Consider the following 22,168-nt stretch of genomic DNA (forward strand, 5'->3'; position numbering starts at 1 on the left):
ATTATGAATTCGCTTTAGTGGTATAAAATTATCAAATGTATGGATGAAAGCAGAATGCAAACGACTGGCCGGCCGGCAATGCGCCAAAGGACGTGCCGTGCGAATTGAACCCCGTGAGCCGCCTCGTTTTTGATGCAAATGGAAATGGAAATCGCAAAGCCTGTTACGAAAAAAACTGAATCCGCACGAGGCCGAGAACGACCCGGAAGATCGTTTTAAGCACAATCAAAGTGATTTTCTTGAGCAACTCATGCTCCCTCTCTTTTACATCCCCTACGGTGACACCGAGCAGGACGCGAGAAGGAGAAGCCAGCATAGAGTGGAAAGATGCCGTATTTTGTCTATAGGTAACCAGCTCGGGGGAAATGCCCAGCTGCGTGGCCGTTTGCGTCTGCAGCTTGATAAACATCGCATTAGAACCGGTGTTGCTTCTGGTCAAAAAGCGCCGCCCATCCCGCCGATCACCGAGGAGAAGAACATAAAGGCACCGCCAAACAAAGTGGCTGCGGCTTGGGCCAGCGTATCCGTCATTGAAGCGGCGGATAACATCCGTCGCACACCAAAAAGGTGTAAAGGAATACCTGGTCGTCACTCAAGGGAGGATGCGGGCCGTGCTTGGCGAATGCCTGCTCGATACGATTTTGGAAGAAGGGGATTCGCTCTACTTTGAGGCGGATATTCCCCACCGTTTTATCAATGTCGGGGACATGCCATTTAGCGATTATCCCGTAAATGACTCTACTAACAGCAGATCAGTCAGGCAGCAGAAGTCAGAGGTTTATATGAATCTTCTAAATAGATAGACAAATAAAAAGGGATACCCTATCCTGTACGAAGAATGCGTTTTTGGGGGTAAGCCTATGTCCACGATGACAAATCGGCAGCCGGATGAGGAGGCAGTTAGGCCAGAATCTGATGCGGTCAGCCCGGAATCGGCGGTGACCAGCCCGGAATCGGCGGTGACCAGCCCGGAATCGGCGGTGACCAGCCCGGAATCGGTGGCAACTAGCCCGAAATCGGCGGCAGACAGGCCGGAATCGGCGACAGCCAAACGGCGGAAGGCGCTGCGAAAGCTGCTCTGGTTTGCCTTGTCTGTCCTCGCTTTTGTCCTCGTCTATTTTGGACTCGAAGCATATATGGACTATGGGGCTCGGGTCACCCTTGCGATTACGCTGGCCGTCATCGTGCTCTGGGTGCTGGAGCCGATCCCTTTTTCGATGACCGCCGTGCTGGTTCTGTTTTTGCTGCCGATCTCGGGAGCGGTTTCCACCGATTTGATCCTGTCTGGCTTTGCATCGCCTGCTATCTTTCTTATCGTTGCAGGCATGATGATTGCGAGCGGGGTCGAACAGACTCCGCTGGGCAAGCGGCTGGCGTATCAGCTGCTCTACTGGTTTGGCGAGAAAAAAGGAGGCGTACTCGCCGGGATCATCCTCGTTCCCCAGGTCATGGCCTTTTTCATTCCCGCCGCTGCCGTGCGTACGGCGATGCTGTTGCCCATCGTTTTTTCCATCACGTCGATTCTCGGCGTAAAAGCGGGGGATGTCCGCGGCAAAAAGCTGATGATGGGTGTCGTGATCGGCTGCGGAATAAGCGGAACGGCTGTCCTGCCGGCAGCTCTTGGAAACGTGATTACGGTCGATTTGATCAACACCTATCTGCAGACACACGTGACCTATACGGACTGGCTCGTGCTCGCTTTGCCGATGTGGCTGATCATGATCCCGGCATCCTGGTGGGTGCTGTATCGCTCTTTTCCCGTGAAAGAGCCGATGCCCAGCGGATTGAAGGAAAAGATGAAAGAGTTGATCGCGGAGCTGGGACCGGTCAGCTCCAGGGAAAAACGGCTGATGGGCATCCTCGCAGGGGTCTGCGTCTTGTGGGCGCTGGAAGGCGTTCACGGGTGGCCTCCGGTCATTCCCGCCTTGATCGGAGCTGTTCTGATGGCGTGGCCGGGGATCAAGGTGGCGGACTGGGAGAAGATTCTCGATGTCAAATTTGCTCCGCTGGTGATGCTTGGCGTCACGCTGTCGCTGGGAAGGGCGCTGTACGAGACAGGTGTGACAGGTTACTTGTCCAAATGGATGGAATCCGATTTGACGCTGTACCTCTTTTCCAATCCCGCGCTGGCAGTGCTGACAGTGGCTGTGCTGACACAACTGATCCACAAGGTGACGTCAAATGTATCCACGGCGGTGATCGCCACCGTGCCTGTTGTGATGGCGTTGGCGGCCCACTCCCCCGATTCTCCGGCGCTGCTGCTCGCCTTTGTTGCCGGGCTTACCAGTCTGTACGGATTTATTCTGGTTGTCGAGACGATTCCGGGCGTGATGGTGCACGGGACAGGGTGGGTGACGCAGCAGGATTTCTTTGTACCCGGCTTTTGGCTGACACTCGTAACGACGGGCCTAACATTCCTGATGGCGCTGACCTGGTGGAAATGGCTCGGGTATTATTAGTTCAGATAGTCATAGTCACGGTAATTGCAAAAAAAGAGCGACTGATCTGCCGGCTGTTTTTTGGCGCCCTGCTGGCATCCAGTCGCTTTTTTGTCATGTTTTCCATTTGCTAGACAAGAAGAGGACCCTTCTCTCCGCTCCGAATCCCTGCTCCATGCCGGTTTCGCCGTGACCAAAATGACCAAAAAGAACAATAAGAACACAATATTTATAATGATTCCAAAATTTACTACAATATTTTTGGTAAACGCTTTCATGGCGGAAGGAAAAAGAGTAGGGGGTATTCTTATGAAAAAAAGATGGAAGGCTGCACTGGCAGGCTGTCTGTCTGTGCTGATGCTGACGGCTGCGGGCTGCGGCGGCGCAAAGACACAGGATGCATCGGCGTATACACCGGAAAAACCGTTGATCATCAAGTTTTCTCACGTTACGACGGCTGACAGCCCGAAAGGCAAGGCTGCTACCAGATTCGCCGAGCTGATGGCGGAAAAGACGGGCGGAAAAGTGAAGGTCGAGGTGTATCCGTCCTCCCAGCTCTACGGCGACAAGGACGAGATGGAAGCGCTGCAGGCGGGGAACGTTCATATCATCGCACCTTCCGCGACGAAGCTGGTCGGCTTCAATCCGGCTTTCCAAATCGTCGACATGCCGTTCCTGTTTAAAAACCACGACTCGGTGATCAAGTTCTGGGACGGAGAGCTGGGCAAAAAGCTGCTGGGCTCGCTGGAGAGCAAAAACATGCTGGGCCTGGCCATGTGGGAAAACGGGTTTAAGGTGTTTACCGCAAACAAGCCGCTGGCAAAGCCTGAGGACTTCAAAGGCCTGAAATTCCGGACGCAGGCAGGAAAGGTACTGGAAGCGCAGTTTAAAGCGCTCGGTTCCGGTGCAGCAACCATTCCTTTCGGTGAAACCTATACCGCCCTGCAGCAGGGAACCGTTGACGGCCAGGAAAACACCTGGAACAACATCGACACGCAAAAATACGTGGAAGTGCAGAAACATCTGCTCGTCTCCAACCACGGACGCCTCGACTACATCGTCCTGACAAACAAAAAATGGTACAGCGAGCTGCCGGAAGAGTTCCGCAAGGCGTTTGACGAATCCATGGCCGAAGCGACAAAATACGAGCGCGAGCTGGCTGTGCAGCTGGATAAAGAATCGGAGAACAACCTGAGAAACTCCGGCATGACGGTTGTCGAGCTGAGCGAGTCCGAGCGCGAGGCATTCGTAAAGCTGATGGAGCCGGTTTACAGCGAGTTTGCCGAGACGGTCGGAAAAGAGATCATCGACGGAGCCAGAAAGCTGTAATTCAGGGGAAAATGGAAAGCCAGGAAAGGCACCTGCCTAAAGGGAGCAAGGTGCCTTTCTCTTCCAACCAATGACCGGGGGAGGTAGATACAATGTCAAAATGGCGGGAGCGATATGCCACTTTCGAGGATTACCTTGCAGGGACACTGATTGTCATCGGTGTATCGCTGATCTTTTACGGAGTAGTTTGCCGGTATGTGTTTAACAGTCCCAAAGCGTGGATCGATGAAATCTCCACCTACTTTGTTGTCTGGGGAGCCTTGACAGGGTTTGCTGTCGCGCTCCGGGACGGCCATCACATCCAGGTCGACATTGTGTACGACCGCGTTTCTCCAGCCTTGCGAAAGGCGTTTGACGTGTTTTCAAATGCGCTTGGTGCCCTCTTTTGCCTTTGTTTTATCTTTTTTGGAGGAAAGCTGCTTTCGCTGTACTGGGTCACGCAGCAGCAATCGACTGACGTCGGAATTTATCTGTGGATCGTCTATCTCGTCATTCCGTTGAGCGGACTGATGCTCGGCTATCGCTTCGTGGAAAAACTCTTGGCCAGTCTGAAAAAAGAGGTGAAGATTGAGTGGAATGGATAGTATTTATCCTCTTTTTCCTGCTCCTGCTGCTGAGGGTGCCGGTCGCGATCGCCCTTGTTTTTTCCGCTTCGCTGGCGCTGCTGGACAGCGGCTTTAATCTGGATGTTCTGCCCCAGAAGATGTTCTCGGCACTGAATGTGGCGACTCTGATGGCGATTCCCGGGTTTATCCTGGCCGGGGTGCTGATGTCGCGCGGGGGGATTTCAAAAGCGTTGATCGATGCGCTGCGGGCATGGGTAGGCCATTATTCCGGCGGCTTGTCCGTCGTGACGATCCTGGCGTGCGCAGTGTTTGCCGCGATTTCCGGCTCCAGCCCGGCGACAGCTGCCGCCATCGGGGCGATCATGATCCCCGGGATGGTGGCAGCAGGCTACAGCAAGCGGTATTCGATGGGCCTCGTTGCCGCAGCCGGAACGCTTGGCATATTGATTCCGCCGTCGATTCCGCTGATCGTCTACGGGACTGTAGCGGAGGAATCGATCGGAAAGCTGTTTATGGCCGGTTTTGTGCCCGGACTGTTTTTGACTTTAGTACTGGTCATTGCCGCAATCATTTACGCGAAGGTGAAAAATTTTGGCCGTCTCCCCAAAGCGAGCTGGGAGGAGCGGATCAAGCTGAGCATAAGGGCGCTGCCTGCCGCCTTCCTGCCCTTTTTGATTCTCGGCACGATCTACATGGGCGTGGCCACTCCGACGGAAGCCTCTGTTGTCGCGTGTGTCTACTCCCTGATCATGGCGGTGTTCGTCTACCGCCAGATTTCCTGGAAGGACACGCAAGCCATCCTGCGGGAAACGGTGAATACGAGCGCGATGATCTTTTTCATCATCGCGGGCGCTACCGTGTTTGGCCTGTACCTGACCAACGCCCAGGTGCCGCAGGATATTGCGGCATGGATCATGGAGGGCGACGTCAACAAGTGGACATTCTTGATTGCATGCAACATCCTGTTCTTTATCATGGGGATGTTCCTTGAGCCGACATCGATTATTTTGATTACGCTGCCGATCTTCCTGCCGATCCTGCAGTTGCTTGGCATCGACGTCATTCATTTTGCCATTATCATGACGGTAAACATGGAGCTTGGCATGATCACGCCGCCGGTCGGACTCAACCTGTTCGTGGTGAGCGGCATCACCAGGGAAAAGCTCGAGGAAGTGGTAAAGGGCGTTATGCCTTTCATTGCCCTGATGGTGCTGGTACTGGTCATCATTATCATTTGGCCGTCCCTGTCGCTGTGGCTGCCGGTCCAGATGGCGAACTGAAGCTCTTGTCAAAAAAAGGAGAATCGAAGAGAGAGAACGAGAAAAACAGTCCCCAAGCGATGAGATGCTGCATCTTTCTCTCCCAGCAGAAAAAAGGGTGTTTGCTCACAAATCTCCTGTCTGCTATTCTTTAAAGCAAATCAAACATGCAAGCATTGTTTTCTAGGGTTCCGCAGCGAATCGCTGGTCTGGTCCGAGAGAAAACACACAGCGCTTCGCTGTGACACGGAGGGACAAAAGCCCGGGAGTATCGTTATGAATTGACGATATGCCCGGTTTTTTTTGTTTGCGCAAGGTCCGAGCGCTGAAAGCTGCATGTGAGGAGGGGAAGATGAGTGAATCGAGAGTGGACAAAGGTATTTTTTGCGGCATTTTTTGAGGTATTCTGGGTGATTGGCTTGAAGCATGCGTACAACGCCTGGACGTGGCTGGGAACGGCCGTCGCCATCTACATCAGCTTTTACATGATGATCATGGCGGGGAAAAAGCTGCCCGTAGGGACGGTTTACGCCGTGTTCGTCGGATTGGGTACAGCAGGCACCGTGTTTGCCGAGATCGCCTTCTTTGGCGAGCCGTTTAAGTGGGCAAAGATATTGCTGATTTTGCTGCTGCTGGCCGGTGTCGTAGGACTCAAGCTGGTCACCGATGACAAAAAGCGGCAACAGGAAGGAGCTGAGTCCTGATGGCATGGGTTTTTCTTGTATTGGCAGGCATCTTTGAAATGATCGGGGTGGCCATGATCAATAAAATGCACCGCGACCGAAATTGGCTGTCTACCGTCTACATGCTTCTCGGGTTTGGCGCCAGCTTTCTGTTTTTGTCTCTGGCCATGAAGACGTTGCCGATGGGGACTGCGTACGCAGTTTGGACCGGCATCGGAGCATCGGGCGGGGCCATCCTGGGCATGCTCCTTTATGGGGAGTCGAAAGACTGGCGGCGCATCCTGTTCATTTGCATGGTGCTGGGGGCCGCAATTGGACTCAAGGCGATTTCGTAAATCGCTGACAGCCTCAATCTCATCCACAAACACGGATACAGACAGTCACGACGGCGGATTGACGGTCAAGGCAAGATTTTTCAGACAAACAGCATCGACAAAATTCCGCATATTCCCTATAATGAACTTAAAAGACAGTCCCTATTTTGTAGGAGATGGTGACGATTTATTACGTACTTTCTTTCTTGATTTCATTTGTGATCGTGTACTTGTTGATTCCGCCGCTGGGGAAATTGGCTTTCCGGCTCGATTTTGTGGACAAGCCGCGAAAGGATGTCGAGCGAAAAATTCATCGGGAGCCGATCCCGCTTACGGCCAGCTACGCGATTTATATCGGGTTTGCCGTGCCTTATGTGCTGTTTTCGGACGAAACCTTGGTTCAGACGATTGCCGTACTCGCGGGCGGCCTGCTGCTTCTGATCATTGGAACGGTTGACGATTGGTACAAGACGCAGGGCAAAGACTTCTCTGCTTTGCCAAAGCTGATTGTCCAGCTGTCAGCGGCTGTGCTTGTCTACGCGTCCGGCATTGCCTTTACAGGATTTTACAATCCGCTCAGTGGTGAGTACGTGCTGCTTCCGGTTTGGTTACAGTTTATTTTGACCATCCTCTGGATTTTTGGGGTGACGACGGTCATCAACTTCTCGGACGGCATGGATGGACTCGCCGGAGGGCTTTCCGCCATATCGGCCGGAACGCTGTTTATTGTGGCTCTGGTAAAAGGACAAAACACCTCCGCCATCATGGCTATCGTTCTGGTCGGAGTGGCAGTCGCCTACCTGCGCTACAACAAGCCGCCAGCCAAGGTGTTTATGGGGGATGCGGGAGCGACGTTTCTCGGGTTTATCCTCGGGGTCATCGCTTTGGATGGAGCCTTTAAGCAGGCGACGGTCCTCTCCTTGTTTATCCCGATCCTGGCGCTGGGAGTGCCGATTTTTGACAATCTGTTCGTGGTCACCAAGCGTTTTTTGCAAGGCAAGCCGATTTATCAAGCGGATGCCAGTCAGGCGCATTACCGCTTGCTGCGGACAGGGATGAATCAAAAACAGGTAGTGGCCTTTCTTTGCCTGATCAGTGTTTGCTTCAGCTTGACATCGATCATATTGCTGCTGCTGCAGGTATAAAAGCGCGGCGCTCGCAACGGACGGGGAGCAGAATCATGCAGACGATTCTGCTCTTTGTTTTGTTATGAGATGGCCATCAACAATTTTTAATAGAAGAACATTGACATTGGTTCCCATCCGTGATAACTTACTCATGTGACAAAAAATTCAAATTTTTGGAAAGGGGGCGTCAAGCCATGATGATCATTCGCGTACGCAGAAGAGCAGCTGCACACAACTTCATCATGCTTGATGTGACCTCCTCGTTTAACCGGAGAGAGAAGTAGCTTCTTTGTCCTTTCCGTTTGTTATGCGCAGGTCACGGCCTATCGTGGCGTGCGCTTTTCTCGTTTTTTGACAAAGCACATTGCGGTGGCGTGGTGTGCTTTTTTTGTTTTTTGACTCAGGACCAAAGAGAGGGGAGTGAAAAGCATGATCACGGTTATGCAAAAGCTCGGATGGTTTTTCAAGCAGGAATGGGAACGGTATACGCTTGCCATTTCACTGCTCGTGATCACCAGCATTCTGGAGGTGGTTCCGCCCATGCTGGTGGGCAAGTCGATTGACTCAATTCAGCTCGGGATGCTGACGTGGGCGGGGGTGACGCAAACGCTGCTGCTGCTCCTGGGCATTACCATCGTTACGTACTGGATGAACTACGTTTGGTTTTACAAGCTGTTCGGAGGAGCGTTTACCATTGAGCGGCTCATGCGTTCGCGGCTGATGCGGCACTTTTTGAAGATGACGCCCACTTTTTTTGAACGAAATCGAACGGGCGACCTGATGGCCCGCGCCACGAACGATCTGCAGGCAGTAGCGCAAACGGCCGGCATCGGGATTTTGACTTTGTTCGATTCCACCATTTGGATGGCGACGCTGCTCGTGACGATGGTCGCGTTCATTTCCTGGAAGCTGACGCTCGCTGCGATCCTGCCGCTGCCCATTATGGCGGTTTTGATCAGAATGTACGGCAAATGGATTCACTCGCGGTTTACGGCCGCTCAAAATGCGTTCGGCGAGATGAACGATGGTGTGCTGGAGACGATTTCCGGCATCCGGGTGATTCGTGCATATGTCCAGGAGAGGGCGGCGGAGCGGCATTTTGCCGACGTGACAGGGGATGTTCTCCAGAAGAACCTGGCCGTCATCCGCATTGATGCGCTGTTTGAACCGACGATCAAAATACTGGTCGGCGTCAGCTACATGATCGGACTTGGCTACGGGGCACATCTCGTGTTTCATAATGAGCTGACAATCGGCGGGCTCGTCTCCTTCAACGTCTATCTGGGGATGCTGATCTGGCCGATGTTCGCGATCGGCGAATTGATCAACATCATGCAGCGGGGAAATGCCTCTCTCGACCGGGTAAACGAGACACTCAGCTACCAGCCTGATGTTCCCGAACCGACAGAGACGATACCGCTCGAAGCGCCCGGACAGATTGCCTTTCACAACGTAACATTTCGTTATCCGACCTCGACTGTCGACAATTTGCAGCAGATCAGCTTCACGCTGGAGAGAGGGCAAACGCTGGGGATTGTCGGGCGAACAGGAAGCGGCAAAACCACGCTGGTCAAGCAGCTGCTGCGCGAATATCCGCCTGGAGAAGGCAGCATCACGATCTCCGGGGTTCCGCTGGAGAAAATCGATATGGACCAGCTGAAATCATGGTACGGCTACGTGCCCCAAGAGCAGTTTCTGTTCTCGAGATCCGTAAAAAACAATATTTTGCTGGGCAACAGCGATGCGAGCGAGGAGGAGTTTGCCCATGCCCTGGCTGCTTCCGCCTTCCAAAAGGATTTGCAGTACCTGCCTAAAGGGGTGGAAACACTGGTCGGAGAAAAAGGCGTAGCGCTTTCCGGCGGCCAGAAACAGCGCGTTTCGATTGCGCGGGCGCTCATTTCCGACCCGCACATCCTCATTCTGGACGATGCGATGTCGGCTGTCGACGGGCGCACAGAGGCGGAAATCATCGCCAATATCCGCAAGGCTCGCGCAGGCAAAACCACGCTGATTACAACACACCGGTTCTCGGCCGTACAGCATGCAGACCGCATTTTGGTACTGGATGAAGGACGCGTCATCGAGGAAGGAACACATGATCAGCTCATGGCGATGGGCGGCTGGTACAAGGAACAGTTCACACGCCAGCAGGTAGAAGAAAAACTGACAGGGAGCAGGTGAGGGAGATGGATGCGGAACTGTATGATTTGGAGATAGACCGGACCCCGGGCAATGTGGCCAAAACGGGCAAGCGGCTCGTTCGCTATGCGCTGCTTTTTAAATGGCAGCTGCTCGCCGCGCTGCTGATGCTCGCCGTGGCGGTGGGAACAGATCTGGCAGGCCCCTTGATCGCCAAGCGGATGATCGATGTGCACATCTCCGGAATTGAGCAGCCCTGGTATGTGACAGAGCAGCAAGGTCCGTATGCGGTATCCTACGGCGGCAAGCTGTACAAACGCGCCGACCACTTTTCCGAGGGAGAGCCCCGCGGTGCGGAAGCAAGGGTGCTTCAGGTGCAGCAGGATTATTACTTTGTCGGCGAACCCGTGCTGCTTGACGGCGAAAGGACCATTACGCCGGAAGGGCAGCTCGCGATCACGAAGGGAACGGAAACCCGGACTTACGCGGCACAAAAGCTGGAAACGGGGGAGCTTTACCCGTTTTTTCAACCGGAAATGAGCGGTCTGATCCAGTTGTGCGTGTTCTACTTTGGCCTGCTGATCATTTCCGCTGCTTTCAGCTATGGCGAACGATACCTGCTTCAGGCTACCGCGAACCGGATTATCAGAAAAATGCGGATGGACGTGTTTGCCCACATCAACAAGCTGCCGATTCACTACTTCGACAATTTGCCGGCAGGAAAGGTCGTATCGCGGATTACAAACGACACCGAATCAACTCGCGATCTGTACGTTACCGTATTGGCCAACTTCTTCTCCGGTATCATTTATATGGTCGGGGTATTCGCCGCCTTGTTCATGCTAAACAGCCAGCTTGCGGCCATTTGCCTGTTTATGGTTCCCCTTCTGGGCGTCTGGATCTACGTGTATCGTCGGTTCGCCAAGCGGTTCAACCAGGTGATTCGGGCGACCGTCAGCGAAATCAATGGAATGATCAACGAGACGATCCAGGGCATCACCGTCATCAAGGCGTTTCGCACCGAGAAAAAGACGCAGCAGGATTTTGAAACGTACAATCTGAGGCATTTTACGTACAAAAGCAAGCTTCTCAGCCTCAATGCGATGACCGGTCACAATCTGGTCGGAGTCATTCGGAATATCGCCTTTATCGCCCTGATCTGGTATTTTGGCGGCATTTCCATCTCGGGGGTGGAAGGCGTCATTTCGCTCGGCGTGCTGTACGCCTTCGTCGATTACCTGAACCGGCTGTTCCAGCCCGTCGTACGCATCGTCAATCAGCTGCCGAATCTGGAGACGGCGCTAGTGTCTGCAGAGCGGGTATTCGTCCTGCTTGACGAGCAAGGGGAGGAAGTGTCGGATCAGAAAATCGAGCGATACAAAGGACACGTCAAGTTTGAGGACGTATGGTTTGCCTACAAGGACGACGAGTACGTTCTCAAAGACATTGCATTCGAAGCGAAGCCCGGACAGACCGTGGCGCTCGTCGGCCATACAGGTTCGGGGAAAAGCTCCATCCTCAATCTGCTGTTCCGCTTTTATGACGTGCAGCGCGGCCGGATCACGATAGACGGGGTCGATATTAAGGACGTCCCTCGCCAAACCTTGCGCGATCACATGGGAATCGTTTTGCAGGACCCGTTCCTGTTCACGGGCACGATCGCATCCAATGTCTCGCTCGGAGACGATTCGATTTCCAGGGAACAGGTGGAAAAGGTGTTGGCTGAAGTCGGCGGAGAGCGGGTATTGAAGCATTTGCCCAAAGGAATTGACGAGCCGGTGATCGAAAAGGGAAGCACCTTGTCGGCGGGGCAGCGGCAGCTGATCTCCTTTGCCCGGGCACTTGCCTTTAACCCGGCGATTCTCATACTGGATGAAGCCACCTCCAACATCGACACGGAGACGGAAGCGATAATCCAGGATGCGCTCGAAGTGGTGAAAAAGGGCCGGACGACGTTTATCATCGCGCATCGGCTCTCGACGATCAAAAACGCTGATCTGATTCTCGTATTGGACCGAGGCGAAATCGTCGAGCGGGGTGACCACGATACCCTGATGCAGCTTGGGGGCAAGTATTATCAGATGTATCAGCTTCAGCAGGGGGAGCAGGAGTTGACTGCGGTGGAGGCAGGCTCGCTGTCACCGCGAACCGTATAGCGACGCAATCGGCAAAGGACCGGACAATAAGCTGCCCGGTCCTTTGCCTGTTTTTGCGCATGAGAAGACTACCCGCAGTTCCGCAATAAGATGCGGGAACCAACCGTTTTGCTGCTCGCAAGGAGCAGTTCAGACTGCGATAATGACAGCGCTTTCGATTCTTGATTCCATAAATTGGGAATTACTTCAGGAAAGCGCTTGCCCTCTTTTCTGGCGATGCGGCGTCTTTTTGGTTTCGCATGCAGCTCTTCCAGCTCTTTCATAATGGCAGGGCCGATGACCGGAGCGAAAGCATCGTAGACCGACTTCATCGCCGCTTGCCATACCTCCGTTTCTTCCGCTGTCAGCTTGTGGATCTCCAGCGGCATTTTCTGGAGCTGGTTCCACTGCTGCTCGTTGATGGCGAGAGCTTGCTGGTTGCTGTACGCGGTCGTTTCCTTCAAGGCCTCCTGGATGATGGTTTGCGTTTCCGGCGGGAGATCTTCCCAAAACTGCTTGTTCATGATGACGGCATAGCCGAGATAGCCGTGATTGCTCAGCGTCATGTACCGCTGGACCTGATACAGTCTCCTCGTATAAATATTGGAGATCGTGTTTTCCTGGCCGTCCACCTGGCCGCTGGCGAGCTTTTGATACACGTCTGTAAACGGGGCCCCGTACCCTTTCGCCCCAAGCGCCTGAAACTGGGCTTCCAGCACCTTGCTCTGGATGATCCGGAAACGCTGTCCTTTGAAATCCTCCGGCCTGCGGATCGGCCGATTGCTCGTCATCTGCTTGAAGCCGTTGTTCCAGAAGGCCATTCCTTTCATGTCGAAAGGCTCCAGGCTTTCAAACAGCAGTCTTCCGATTTCCCCGTTGAAGGCCTCCTCCACATCCGTCTCGTCCCGAAAGGCAAATGGCAGATCGAGAACAGACCACTCGGGAATTTTGTCGGCAAGATTGGAAAAGGCGGGGGCGATCATCTGGATGTCGCCGTTTCGCAGGGCATCGTATTCCGTAATGTCGGAGTACAGGATGCCGTTTGGAAAGACCTGCACCTCGATACGCCCGTTGGATTTTTCTTTGACGAGAGAAGAAAAGCGCTCGACAGCGAGCCCCTTTGGCGTGTTTTCCGCGACAACGTGACTGAATTTGATAATCAGCCGATCCTGCAAGCCCTCCTGCTCCTCGTCATAGGCCAGTGGAGAAAAAGGCAGGTCGGTGCGAAACCCGATCAGGATCGCGCTCAAAAATCCGAGAACGACGACCAACGTAATGCTGAGAAATGATTTCATGAATGACACCTGCTTACTTTTTTGGTTGCCAATGCTTTTTCGATTTCAACCTCTCTTTTCTCGAGGACGTATGCGGCGGATACGATATAATGGTAACAGGTAACCCCATGGGAAAGGAAGAACCTCACTGTTTAAACAATTAAAAATTAAGGGAAAAATCACTCTTCTATCGGTCGGAATCGTTTTGTTCTCTCTGCTGATCGGCGGCATTATTCTTCTTGGAAGCATTATCCGCATGACGGAAAGTGAGCTGGGACAGCGCTTGATGACGACGGCCCGGACCGTGGCCCAAATCCAGTCCATCCAGAAAAGCATACAGGAGCCGGACGGCTGGAAGACCATTAATCCCGCCGTCCGCCGTATCCGGATCGTCAATGACGTCACCTATATCGTCGTATTGAACATGGACCGCATCCGCTTCTCTGACCCTCTGGAATCGAGGATCGGCACGGTTTTTCAGGACAAGCATGCGGAAGCTGCCTTTGCCGAGCACAGCTACCTGCAGAAGGTCGGGGGAGAAATGGGAACGGCCTTGCGGGCATATGTCCCGCTGATGGATTCGCAGCATCAGCAGGTCGGCGTCGTGATCGTCGGACATGTATTGCCCGGCATTTGGGAGATCATTTACCAACAGCGGGAGAACATCGTCATCACATTTCTCCTCTCGTTGTTTTTCGGGATTTGGGGATCGTATCTGCTCGCCCGCCACATCAAAAAACAGATGCTCAATCTGGAGCCCGAGGAAATCTCCCGCATCCTCGTCGAGCGGACCGCCGCGTTTCACGCCATGCGCGAAGGCGTGGTTGCCATCGACATTCAGGAGCGCATCACGATCTGCAATGACAAAGCCAAGCAAATTTTTCATATCGAGGGAGATGTGCTGGGAAAGCCGATTCGCAAAGTGATCCGCGATACAGCCCTGCCGGAGGTACTGGAGAAAAGGCAGAACTTTTTTGATCACGAGCTTCACGTCGGCAACGCTCTCTTGTGGTCCAACCGGTTTATGATCAAAGTGGACGAAAAGGTAGTCGGAGCGATGGCGATCTTTCAGGATAGAACGGAAGTCGCCCGGATGGCGGAGGAGCTGACCGGGGTCAGGGAATTTGTCGAGGCCCTCCGTGTTCAAAATCACGAGCATATGAACAGGCTGCATACGATCGCGGGACTGCTGCAGCTGGGCCAGCAGGAGAAAGCGCTGGAGTACCTGTTTGACATGAATGTCCAGCAGGAGGAGCTGACCTCCTTTTTAAGCGCGCGCATTGCGGACGACAACGTAGCAGGTCTTTTGATGGGAAAAGTAAGCAGGGGCAAGGAGCTGGGGATACGTGTCGTCATCGACAGGCGGAGCCACCTGGAGAGCTTTCCGCCCTATTTGGATCATCATAATTTCGTCTTGATTCTGGGAAATCTGATCGAAAACGCCTTTGATGCCCTGGAGCAGTCCGACAGGGAACACAAAGAGGTGTTCATCAGCATTGCGCAAGACGAGGAATCGTGCTCGCTGCTGGTCGATGACAACGGAATCGGGATGGACCATGACGTGCAGCAGCACATGCTGGAGCGGGGCTTTTCCAGCAAGCAAACGGAACATCGCGGATTGGGGCTGTACCTGGTCGATCAAATCGTAAAAAAAGGACGGGGCGAGCTGAGCTGCCAATCCCAGCCCGGTGAAGGGACGAGCTTTTTGATCACGTTCCCGATGAAGGAGGTGTAGCATAGAATGGAGAATCAAACGGCCATTCGCGTAGTAGTCATCGAGGACGACCCGATGGTGCAGGAGGTAAACCGGCAATTTATCGAGCGCGTTTCACCGTTCAAGGTCGAGGGGGTTGCCTCCAACGGGGTCGAAGGGGTGCAGCTAGTCCAGGAACTGAATCCAGACCTCGTCATTATGGATGTATTCATGCCCGTCCAGGACGGCGTACGGACTCTTCAGGAGCTGCGGGCGTCCAATCAGGCGGTGGATGTGATTGTCATTACAGCGGCCAAGGACAAGCCGACCATTCAGACGATGCTCAGGAGCGGCGTTGTGGATTACATAATCAAGCCTTTTACGTTTGAGCGGATCAAGCAGGCATTGGAAAGCTACCGCTTGTATCGCAAGCAGTTGGAGGCGGACGGTACGGTCTCGCAGGAGGAAGTCGATCAGCTGCTGTTCCGGACAAGTATCGAGGGACGGAGTACAGACGCCGTGTCTGGTGTGGAAGGCGTTTCTTCTGGCGAAGCCTTTAGGGAAAAAGACCTGCCCAAAGGGTTGCACATGGATACATTGGAGAGAATCGCCCGTCAGCTTAGGGCCAACAAGACGCCGCTGTCTGCCGAAGAGGTGGCCGAGCGGGTAGGCATTGCCCGGGTGACGGCGAGGCGCTATCTGGAGTTCCTGGAGAAGTCCGGACGCGTCAAAAGAGATGTGTCTTACGGCGGAGTAGGCCGGCCGACGAACCGCTACGTTTTGGCAGAGGCCGGGCAGAAGGCCTGAGCGAAACGAAGGAGAGTGTCAAACACCAATGATCGATTACAAAGATGTGCTGGGCTCGCTGTTCGACATCGTCCATATTACGGACGCGGAAGGAAAAACCTTGTACTGCTCCGAACGCTACGGGGAGTTTTTCGGGATCGATCCAGCCGAGATGATCGGCAAGCCAATCGAAGACTTTTACCGGCAGGGGTATTTTACTCCGATGATCACGATGAGAGTGATTCGGGAGCGAAAAAAGGTTCATACGATTCAGACTACACAGCAAAAACGCAAGCTGTATGTGGTCGGGACGCCCATCTTCGACCGTCAGGGGTGCCTGCTTGGCGTCGTGAATACCTCCACAGACATTACCGATCAGGAAAAGCTGCAGCAGGAATTGGAGGAAAACAAATATCTGGGCACCCTGTACCATATGGAAATCGCCAAACAGAACAGGCTGGCCGGCGGCGAAAACGGCCTGGTGTACAGAAGTCCGAGCATGCGGCAGGTGGCCTCTATGGCGGACAAGCTGTCACAGGTAGACTCCTCGGTCATCCTGCTCGGCGAATCCGGAGTGGGAAAAGGCGTTTTGGCAAAGTATATACATGAGCGCAGTCCGAGAAAAGACAGGCCTTTTGTTCACATCAACTGCGGCGCGATACCCGAGAGCCTGCTGGAATCAGAGCTGTTCGGCTACGAGAAGGGGGCTTTTACAGGGGCTGACAAGGACGGCAAGGCAGGGTTGATTGAGAAAGCAGACGGGGGCACGCTCTTTTTGGACGAGATCGGGGAGCTGCCGTTCAATCTTCAGGTGAAGCTGTTGAATGTCCTGCAGGAAAAAACGATCACCCCGATAGGCGGCACCAGACCGAAAAAGGTTGACATCAAGCTGATCACAGCGACGAATAAAAACCTGAAGCAAATGGTGGATGAAGGGAAATTTCGCGAGGATCTGTATTACCGCATTCACGTCGTTCCGCTGGAAATACCGCCGCTGCGGGAGAGAAGAGAGGAAATTCCCGTATTGGTTCACTACTTTCTCAACCTGTTCGCCGACAAGTACGGTCTTCACCGCAAGCTCAGCGATCAGTGCCATCAGATCCTGGAGGAGTATGACTGGCCGGGGAATGTCCGCGAGCTTGAGAACGTGATGGAGCGGCTGGTCGTTACTTCTCACGATGTGCTGATCATGCCGGATCAAATTCCGCAATATATTTGTGAGGCAGCCAAAGGAGCGGGAAAAGGCATCAAGGTCGAGCGGATGCTTTCGATGCAGGAGGCGATCGAAGAAGTGGAAAAGCAGTTGCTGCAGCGTGCATACGACGTCCACAAGACGACCACCAAGGTGGCGAAAGCACTGGGGATCAGTCAGCCGAGCGCGAGCAGAAAACTGCGGAAGCACGCGATTCTTTCCTGAATCGATCCATGCAAATATGCATACCTGTCTGCTTTTCTTTTTTGCTTTATTGTGCCAAAGTCTATTCGATTGTGAATAATAGGGGAGTCGTTGGAAGCGCCGATGATCCTGGTACAGTTTTTGCAATATTTCAACACGAAAAAGCAGGAGGTATGTGATCTTGAGACGGCGAGCTTCGTTTCGACTCAGTTCCTTGCTTGTGCTGGCAGTATGTTTGGCCGGTTGCATGGGCAGCAGCAGCTCTGCACCGGCCGGGAGTCAGGCGCCGGGGGCGGCAGGCTCAGCTCAGCCATCGGTGCCCACCGGCGAATCGGCTTCTGCTGTGAATGAAACAATTTCTTCTGATAGTGAAATTGTTTTCGCCACCGGTGATTTGCAGGTACTCAGGATGAACATGGAGGAGCCGGCTACGCTCGACCCGACGTTTGCCGAGGACACTGTCTCCGGTGCTGTCATCCGCGCCATCTTTGACGGCCTGACAAGGCTGGATGAAGCGGGAAACCCGATCAATTCCATCGCGTCGGACATGAAGGTCTCGGATGATAAAACCACGTATACGTTTGCCTTGCGGGATGCGACGTGGAGCAACGGCGATCCGGTTACAGCCCATGACTTTGAGTTTGCCTGGAAGCACGCCCTGGACCCGAAGACAGGCTCGCAGGCAGCGTATCAGTTTTACAGCTTGAAAAACGCCCAGGCGTTTGCGGCAGGGAAGGCTGTGCGAGACGATGTGGGCGTGAAGGCGCTGGATGACAAAACCTTGCAGGTTGTGCTGGAGCACCCGATGCCCTTCTTTCCGACACTGGTCTCCTTTTTGATGCCGATCAATAAAAACGTGGCAGAATCAAACCCGGACTGGGCCAAGGACCCGAAAACACTGGTCGGGAACGGCCCGTTCAAGCTTGATACGTGGGAGCACAAGAACAAGCTGGTCCTCGTCAAGAATGACACCTATTGGGAGCGTGACGTCGTCAAGCTGGAGCGAATCGAATTCTCGATGATTTCCGATGCCAATACGGAGCTTGCCATGTTTGAGAACGGCGATTTGGACTGGGCAGGCGGGCCGATCAGCAGCTTGCCTGTGGATGCCGTGGAGCCGCTGCGTCGGGAGGGGAAGCTCGTCGCCAAACCGAAAGCGACGTCGTACTATATCCGCTTCAACGCCGAACGGCCGCCCTTTACCAATGCGAAGATACGCAAAGCGTTTGCCTATGCCATCAACCGAAAGGAAATCGCTGACAACATCGGGCAGGCAGGCCAGACGCCCTTGATGGGCATCACGCCGATCACCGCTTCGCTAAAGCCGGATGGTTTTTTCGCAGACAACCAGCCGGAGGAGGCGCGAAGACTGTTGGCCGAAGGGATGAAGGAGCTGGGCATCTCCAGGCTGCCAAGGATCAGCTACCTGTACAATACCAATGATCGCAACAGGGCGATTGCCGAAGCCCTGCAAGCTGTCTGGAAAAAGCAGCTGGGCGTGGATGTGAAGCTGGTGAACAAGGAAACGAAGGTATACCTCGACGACCAGGAGCAGGGCAATTTTGAGATTACCCGCTCCAGTTGGACGGCTGACTACAATGATCCGGTCAATTTCCTGCAAAAATTTATCGAGAAGTACAGCTCCAGCAACATTACCCGCTGGCACAATCCGGTCTACACCGAGCTGATCAAAAAGTCGTATCGGGAGACAGCCGAGCAAAAACGAAGGCAAATCCTGCTGGAGGCCGAGGCGCTCCTGATGGAGGAGATGCCGCTGACCGGCATTTTCAGCGACGTCAATGCCTGGGTTCAGAGCGAAAAGGTAAAAGGGGTCCGCGTCGATCCGCTGAGCAAAATCGATTTCAAATGGGCCTATAAAGAATAGAATGCAAGACTCGCGCACGAGAAATTGTGGTATGGCCAAAAGCAGCAGTAGCAAAGCTTCGCATTGGAAGCGCGAAGCGGATGTCGTCTGCTGAAGCTGGCTCTATCCTCCCGGCGCGAGTCCATACTGAGAGGAGAAAACGGGATGAGAAAAGGAAAAGCACTGCAGGTCGGAGATACGATCGGGCTCACGGCACCGTCCAGTCCTGCCACCCCGGAGGTTTTGGCCAAGGCGCAGTCCGATCTGGAGGCGTTGGGGTTTCAGGTGAAAGTGGGCGAGAGCTGCCGTCAAACATACGGAGGCTATCTCGCAGGGCACCCACAGCTTCGCGCAGAGGAGATCAACTGCATGTTCGCCGATCCGGAGGTAGATGCGATCATGTGCCTGCGGGGCGGATACGGTACGCCGCAGCTTTTGCCCCTGCTTGACTACGATTGTATCGCTGCCAACCCCAAGCTGTTTATCGGCTACAGCGACATCACGGCCCTGCACACCGTGTTTATGCAGGAAGCGGGTCTTGCCACCCTGCACGGCCCGATGGCCTCTGCGGGAATTGCCAGCGAGCTGGACCCGTGGTCGCGCGATTATTTGCTCCGGGCGATGACCTGTCCCGATCCGCTAGGCGAGATCATCAATCCCGAGGGAGAGGAGATCAGTTGTCTGGTCGGCGGCGCGGCTTGCGGTCCGATCGTGGGCGGCAATCTTTCGCTGGTCGCAGCTTTGGCCGGTACGCCTTATCAATTGGACACGAGGGGCAAGCTGCTGTTTCTGGAGGACGTGGACGAAGAGCCGTACCGTATCGACAGAATGCTGATGCAATTGGCGCTTGCCGGAACCTTCGAGGATTGCGCCGGAATCATTATCGGTACGTGGGAAAACTGCGTTCCGAAAAAACGGGATGGCTTTTCCGTTCTCGATGTCTTCAAAAATATCGTCGTGCCTTATCGGAAGCCGACGATCTGGAATTTACAGGCCGGGCACGGCGCTTGCAATATCGCTTTGCCATTCGGCGTGCAGGCGCGATTGGATGCGGATGCGTGCAAACTGGTGATCGAAGAGGCTGTGACGAGATGACACTTGATCACCCATTCTGGAAGGTATAATCATTTGCTCGGGGCGAAAGACTACTAGTTGTCTGTAGATGTTTTCCTGAAGTGTAGACACTATCCACTACCCCGAAAGGATGAATGACAAATGAGCAACACCCTGCACGGCATTTTAAACAAGCAGATCGCCAACTGGTCCGTTCTGTACATAAAGCTGCACCATTATCACTGGTTCGTGAACGGGCCGCACTTCTTTACGCTCCACGCCAAATTTGAAGAGCTGTACAACGAAGCAGCCGGCTATGTGGACGAGCTGGCGGAGCGCCTCCTGGCAATCGGCGGAAAGCCCGTCTCGACGATGAAAGCCTGTCTGGAGGCGGCCAGCCTCGAGGAGGGCAAAGGGGGCGAGTCCGCCGAGCAAATGGTGCAAGCTGTAGTCGCCGACTTCCAAACAGTCATCCGCGAGCTGGAGGAAGGCATGTCTGTGGCAGAAAAGGAAAATGACGAAGCCACCTCGGATATGCTTCTGGAAATAAGTTCCAGCCTGCAAAAGCATGTATGGATGCTCCAGGCGTTTCTCGGCAAATAGGAAACAAATGCAGGTATTCAAAACACGAACCGTATAACGCCAACAATACGATTGACCTAGCAGCCCGTCAGCCTACAAACGGCGGCGGGTTTTTCCCTTTCTCAGCAAGTCTTGCCAATCATGCTTTCACGCAATTCGGCAATCTTTACTGGGAACCATTGTCCTCAAGAAAAAAGCGAAATAAGCGAATGAAACCAACTGCAAAGGTCTTTGGGACACATCCCAGGCACCAGGCCAAATACGGAACACTCCTTCAGCGTCCAACCTGATTTGCCTCCTGACTCATCCGCTTTTGGACGCGGTTCCGCTTTTGGCCTGGTGCCGGACAGTGCTGCCTCCAAGCAGTGTCCCACCGAACCTGAGTATTTTCTCCCGTTTTCATCTCTTCCACAAAAGCCTGTCCAACCGCCATTTTCTCCCAAGCAACATAGTTCCGCCAATCCGAACCGGCAAGCCAAAGTGCAAACGGATTGTTCCCAAGAGAAGACACAGGTGTTACACTATGGAAGGAATAAACGAGGAATAAACGGCAAGACAGCATACCGAACGAAGAAAGGATGTACAACTCCGATGGCATCGCCTTATGTTACGTTCAGTCGCGAGCAGTGGAGAGGACTGCGGGCATCCACGCCGCTGACCATTTCCGATGAAGAACTGGCCTGTTTGCAGGGGTTGAATGAAAAACTGTCCCTGACGGAAGTGGCAGACATCTATCTACCGCTTTCCCGGCTGCTAAATCTGCATGTAGGAGCCACACAGGAGCTGTATCAGGCCACACATACATTTCTGGGGAATCTGGAAAAGAAAGTGCCGTTTATCATCGGCATCGCCGGCAGTGTTGCAGTAGGCAAGAGTACAACAGCCCGAATTTTGCAAACGCTTTTATCCCGTTGGCCCAATCACCCCAAGGTGGATTTGGTGACGACCGACGGTTTTCTCTATCCGAACCGCATTTTGGAAGAGCGCGGATTGATGAAGCGCAAGGGATTTCCCGAAAGCTACAACACCCGTCGTCTCGTTTCTTTTTTGTCTGACGTCAAATCGGGAGTTTCCGAAGTGGCTGCTCCTGTTTACTCCCATCTGGTCTATGACATCGTGCCGGACGAATGGCAGATCGTGCGGGAGCCGGATATTTTGATCGTCGAAGGACTGAACGTTTTGCAAACCCCGCTCGATGAAAATCAGCGGAGGCTGACGGAGGTATTCGTCTCCGATTTCTTTGACTTTTCCATTTACGTGGATGCGCAGGAGGACTTGATCAAGAAGTGGTACATTGACCGCTTCAAGCTGCTTCGCCAGACGGCTTTCTCCGACCCCGCATCGTATTTTAAACGCTACGCCAGCTTGTCCGATACGGAAGCTACCCAGGTTGCGACCAGCATTTGGAATGAGATCAACGGTATCAACCTACGGAAAAATATTTTGCCGACTCGCGGACGTGCCCGCCTCATCCTGGAAAAGGGAGAGGATCATATGATACAAAAAGTGAAGTTGAGAAGGCTGTAATCT

The 22,168-nt window shown here is 53.7% G+C and carries 19 protein-coding genes and 1 riboswitch; of the genes, 17 read left to right on the top strand and 2 right to left on the bottom strand.

Features of this window, described 5'->3' with window-relative positions; genetic code table 11:
* Nucleotides 1-163: 163 nt before the first annotated feature.
* Nucleotides 164-439 carry an L-lactate permease gene (locus NSQ24_RS07070; RefSeq protein ID WP_024983463.1) on the bottom strand — a complete coding sequence of 92 codons (276 nt, stop codon included), beginning with the start codon at nt 437-439 and terminating at the stop codon, nt 164-166.
* A 91-nt stretch (nt 440-530) separates the two neighbouring features.
* On the opposite strand from NSQ24_RS07070, the gene NSQ24_RS07075 reads away from it, so the two are divergent.
* From NSQ24_RS07075 to NSQ24_RS07120, 10 genes are all read left to right on the top strand, one after another.
* Nucleotides 531-803 (top strand): cupin domain-containing protein, encoded by a 273-nt coding sequence (locus NSQ24_RS07075; protein WP_255320276.1) that lies wholly within the window; start codon nt 531-533, stop codon nt 801-803.
* Nucleotides 804-860: 57 nt separating this feature from the next.
* A complete protein-coding gene (locus NSQ24_RS07080) occupies nt 861-2,459 on the top strand; it encodes a DASS family sodium-coupled anion symporter (protein WP_279041625.1) in 1,599 nt (532 codons plus the stop codon).
* A gap of 288 nt (nt 2,460-2,747) precedes the next feature.
* On the top strand, nt 2,748-3,767 hold the full coding sequence (locus NSQ24_RS07085) for a TRAP transporter substrate-binding protein (RefSeq protein WP_003388096.1): 1,020 nt from the start codon (nt 2,748-2,750) through the stop codon (nt 3,765-3,767).
* A 92-nt stretch (nt 3,768-3,859) separates the two neighbouring features.
* Nucleotides 3,860-4,351: a TRAP transporter small permease gene (locus tag NSQ24_RS07090; RefSeq protein WP_003388095.1), complete on the top strand. Its 492-nt coding sequence runs from the start codon at nt 3,860-3,862 to the stop codon at nt 4,349-4,351.
* Nucleotides 4,339-5,613 carry a TRAP transporter large permease subunit gene (locus NSQ24_RS07095; RefSeq protein ID WP_003388093.1) on the top strand — a complete coding sequence of 425 codons (1,275 nt, stop codon included), beginning with the start codon at nt 4,339-4,341 and terminating at the stop codon, nt 5,611-5,613. The genes NSQ24_RS07090 and NSQ24_RS07095 overlap by 13 nt, the downstream gene beginning before the upstream one ends.
* 151 nt (nt 5,614-5,764) lie before the next feature.
* Nucleotides 5,765-5,863, top strand: a riboswitch (guanidine-I (ykkC/yxkD leader).
* An 85-nt stretch (nt 5,864-5,948) separates the two neighbouring features.
* Nucleotides 5,949-6,296, top strand: a complete 348-nt coding sequence (locus NSQ24_RS07100; protein ID WP_003388091.1) for an SMR family transporter — start codon at nt 5,949-5,951, stop codon at nt 6,294-6,296.
* The gene (locus NSQ24_RS07105; RefSeq protein WP_003388089.1) at nt 6,296-6,610 is read left to right on the top strand and encodes a multidrug efflux SMR transporter; all 315 of its coding nucleotides are present in this window, start codon (nt 6,296-6,298) and stop codon (nt 6,608-6,610) included. The genes NSQ24_RS07100 and NSQ24_RS07105 overlap by 1 nt, the downstream gene beginning before the upstream one ends.
* 155 nt (nt 6,611-6,765) lie before the next feature.
* On the top strand, nt 6,766-7,734 hold the full coding sequence (locus NSQ24_RS07110) for an MraY family glycosyltransferase (RefSeq protein WP_024983124.1): 969 nt from the start codon (nt 6,766-6,768) through the stop codon (nt 7,732-7,734).
* 411 nt (nt 7,735-8,145) lie between these two features.
* The gene (locus NSQ24_RS07115; protein ID WP_243014669.1) at nt 8,146-9,897 is read left to right on the top strand and encodes an ABC transporter transmembrane domain-containing protein; all 1,752 of its coding nucleotides are present in this window, start codon (nt 8,146-8,148) and stop codon (nt 9,895-9,897) included.
* A gap of 5 nt (nt 9,898-9,902) precedes the next feature.
* Nucleotides 9,903-12,011, top strand: coding sequence for an ABC transporter ATP-binding protein (locus NSQ24_RS07120; RefSeq protein WP_243014670.1), 2,109 nt, complete (start codon nt 9,903-9,905; stop codon nt 12,009-12,011).
* 68 nt (nt 12,012-12,079) lie between these two features.
* Here the strand turns inward: NSQ24_RS07120 and NSQ24_RS07125 are convergent, their stop codons facing one another.
* Complete coding sequence (locus NSQ24_RS07125) at nt 12,080-13,285, bottom strand: TRAP transporter substrate-binding protein (RefSeq protein ID WP_172921062.1); 1,206 nt, start codon at nt 13,283-13,285, stop codon at nt 12,080-12,082.
* A 235-nt stretch (nt 13,286-13,520) separates the two neighbouring features.
* Between NSQ24_RS07125 and NSQ24_RS07130 the strand changes: the two genes are divergently transcribed.
* The 7 genes from NSQ24_RS07130 (at nt 13,521) to coaA (ending at nt 22,165) form a co-directional block, all read left to right on the top strand.
* Nucleotides 13,521-14,999 (top strand): sensor histidine kinase, encoded by a 1,479-nt coding sequence (locus tag NSQ24_RS07130; protein WP_003388083.1) that lies wholly within the window; start codon nt 13,521-13,523, stop codon nt 14,997-14,999.
* A 6-nt stretch (nt 15,000-15,005) separates the two neighbouring features.
* Nucleotides 15,006-15,764 carry a response regulator gene (locus NSQ24_RS07135; protein WP_003388082.1) on the top strand — a complete coding sequence of 253 codons (759 nt, stop codon included), beginning with the start codon at nt 15,006-15,008 and terminating at the stop codon, nt 15,762-15,764.
* Nucleotides 15,765-15,792: 28 nt separating this feature from the next.
* Nucleotides 15,793-17,160 carry a sigma 54-interacting transcriptional regulator gene (locus NSQ24_RS07140; protein ID WP_339167519.1) on the top strand — a complete coding sequence of 456 codons (1,368 nt, stop codon included), beginning with the start codon at nt 15,793-15,795 and terminating at the stop codon, nt 17,158-17,160.
* A 226-nt stretch (nt 17,161-17,386) separates the two neighbouring features.
* Nucleotides 17,387-19,024, top strand: coding sequence for a peptide ABC transporter substrate-binding protein (locus tag NSQ24_RS07145; RefSeq protein ID WP_228006887.1), 1,638 nt, complete (start codon nt 17,387-17,389; stop codon nt 19,022-19,024).
* A gap of 144 nt (nt 19,025-19,168) precedes the next feature.
* Nucleotides 19,169-20,098, top strand: coding sequence for an LD-carboxypeptidase (locus NSQ24_RS07150; protein WP_039071199.1), 930 nt, complete (start codon nt 19,169-19,171; stop codon nt 20,096-20,098).
* A 120-nt stretch (nt 20,099-20,218) separates the two neighbouring features.
* Nucleotides 20,219-20,659, top strand: a complete 441-nt coding sequence (locus NSQ24_RS07155; protein ID WP_024983133.1) for a Dps family protein — start codon at nt 20,219-20,221, stop codon at nt 20,657-20,659.
* A gap of 570 nt (nt 20,660-21,229) precedes the next feature.
* A complete protein-coding gene (gene coaA, locus NSQ24_RS07160) occupies nt 21,230-22,165 on the top strand; it encodes a type I pantothenate kinase (protein WP_003388075.1) in 936 nt (311 codons plus the stop codon).
* Nucleotides 22,166-22,168: the final 3 nt, after the last annotated feature.

The sequence above is a fragment of the Brevibacillus sp. FSL L8-0520 genome (assembly GCF_037963895.1).
Classification (GTDB): Bacteria; Bacillota; Bacilli; order Brevibacillales; family Brevibacillaceae; genus Brevibacillus; species Brevibacillus borstelensis.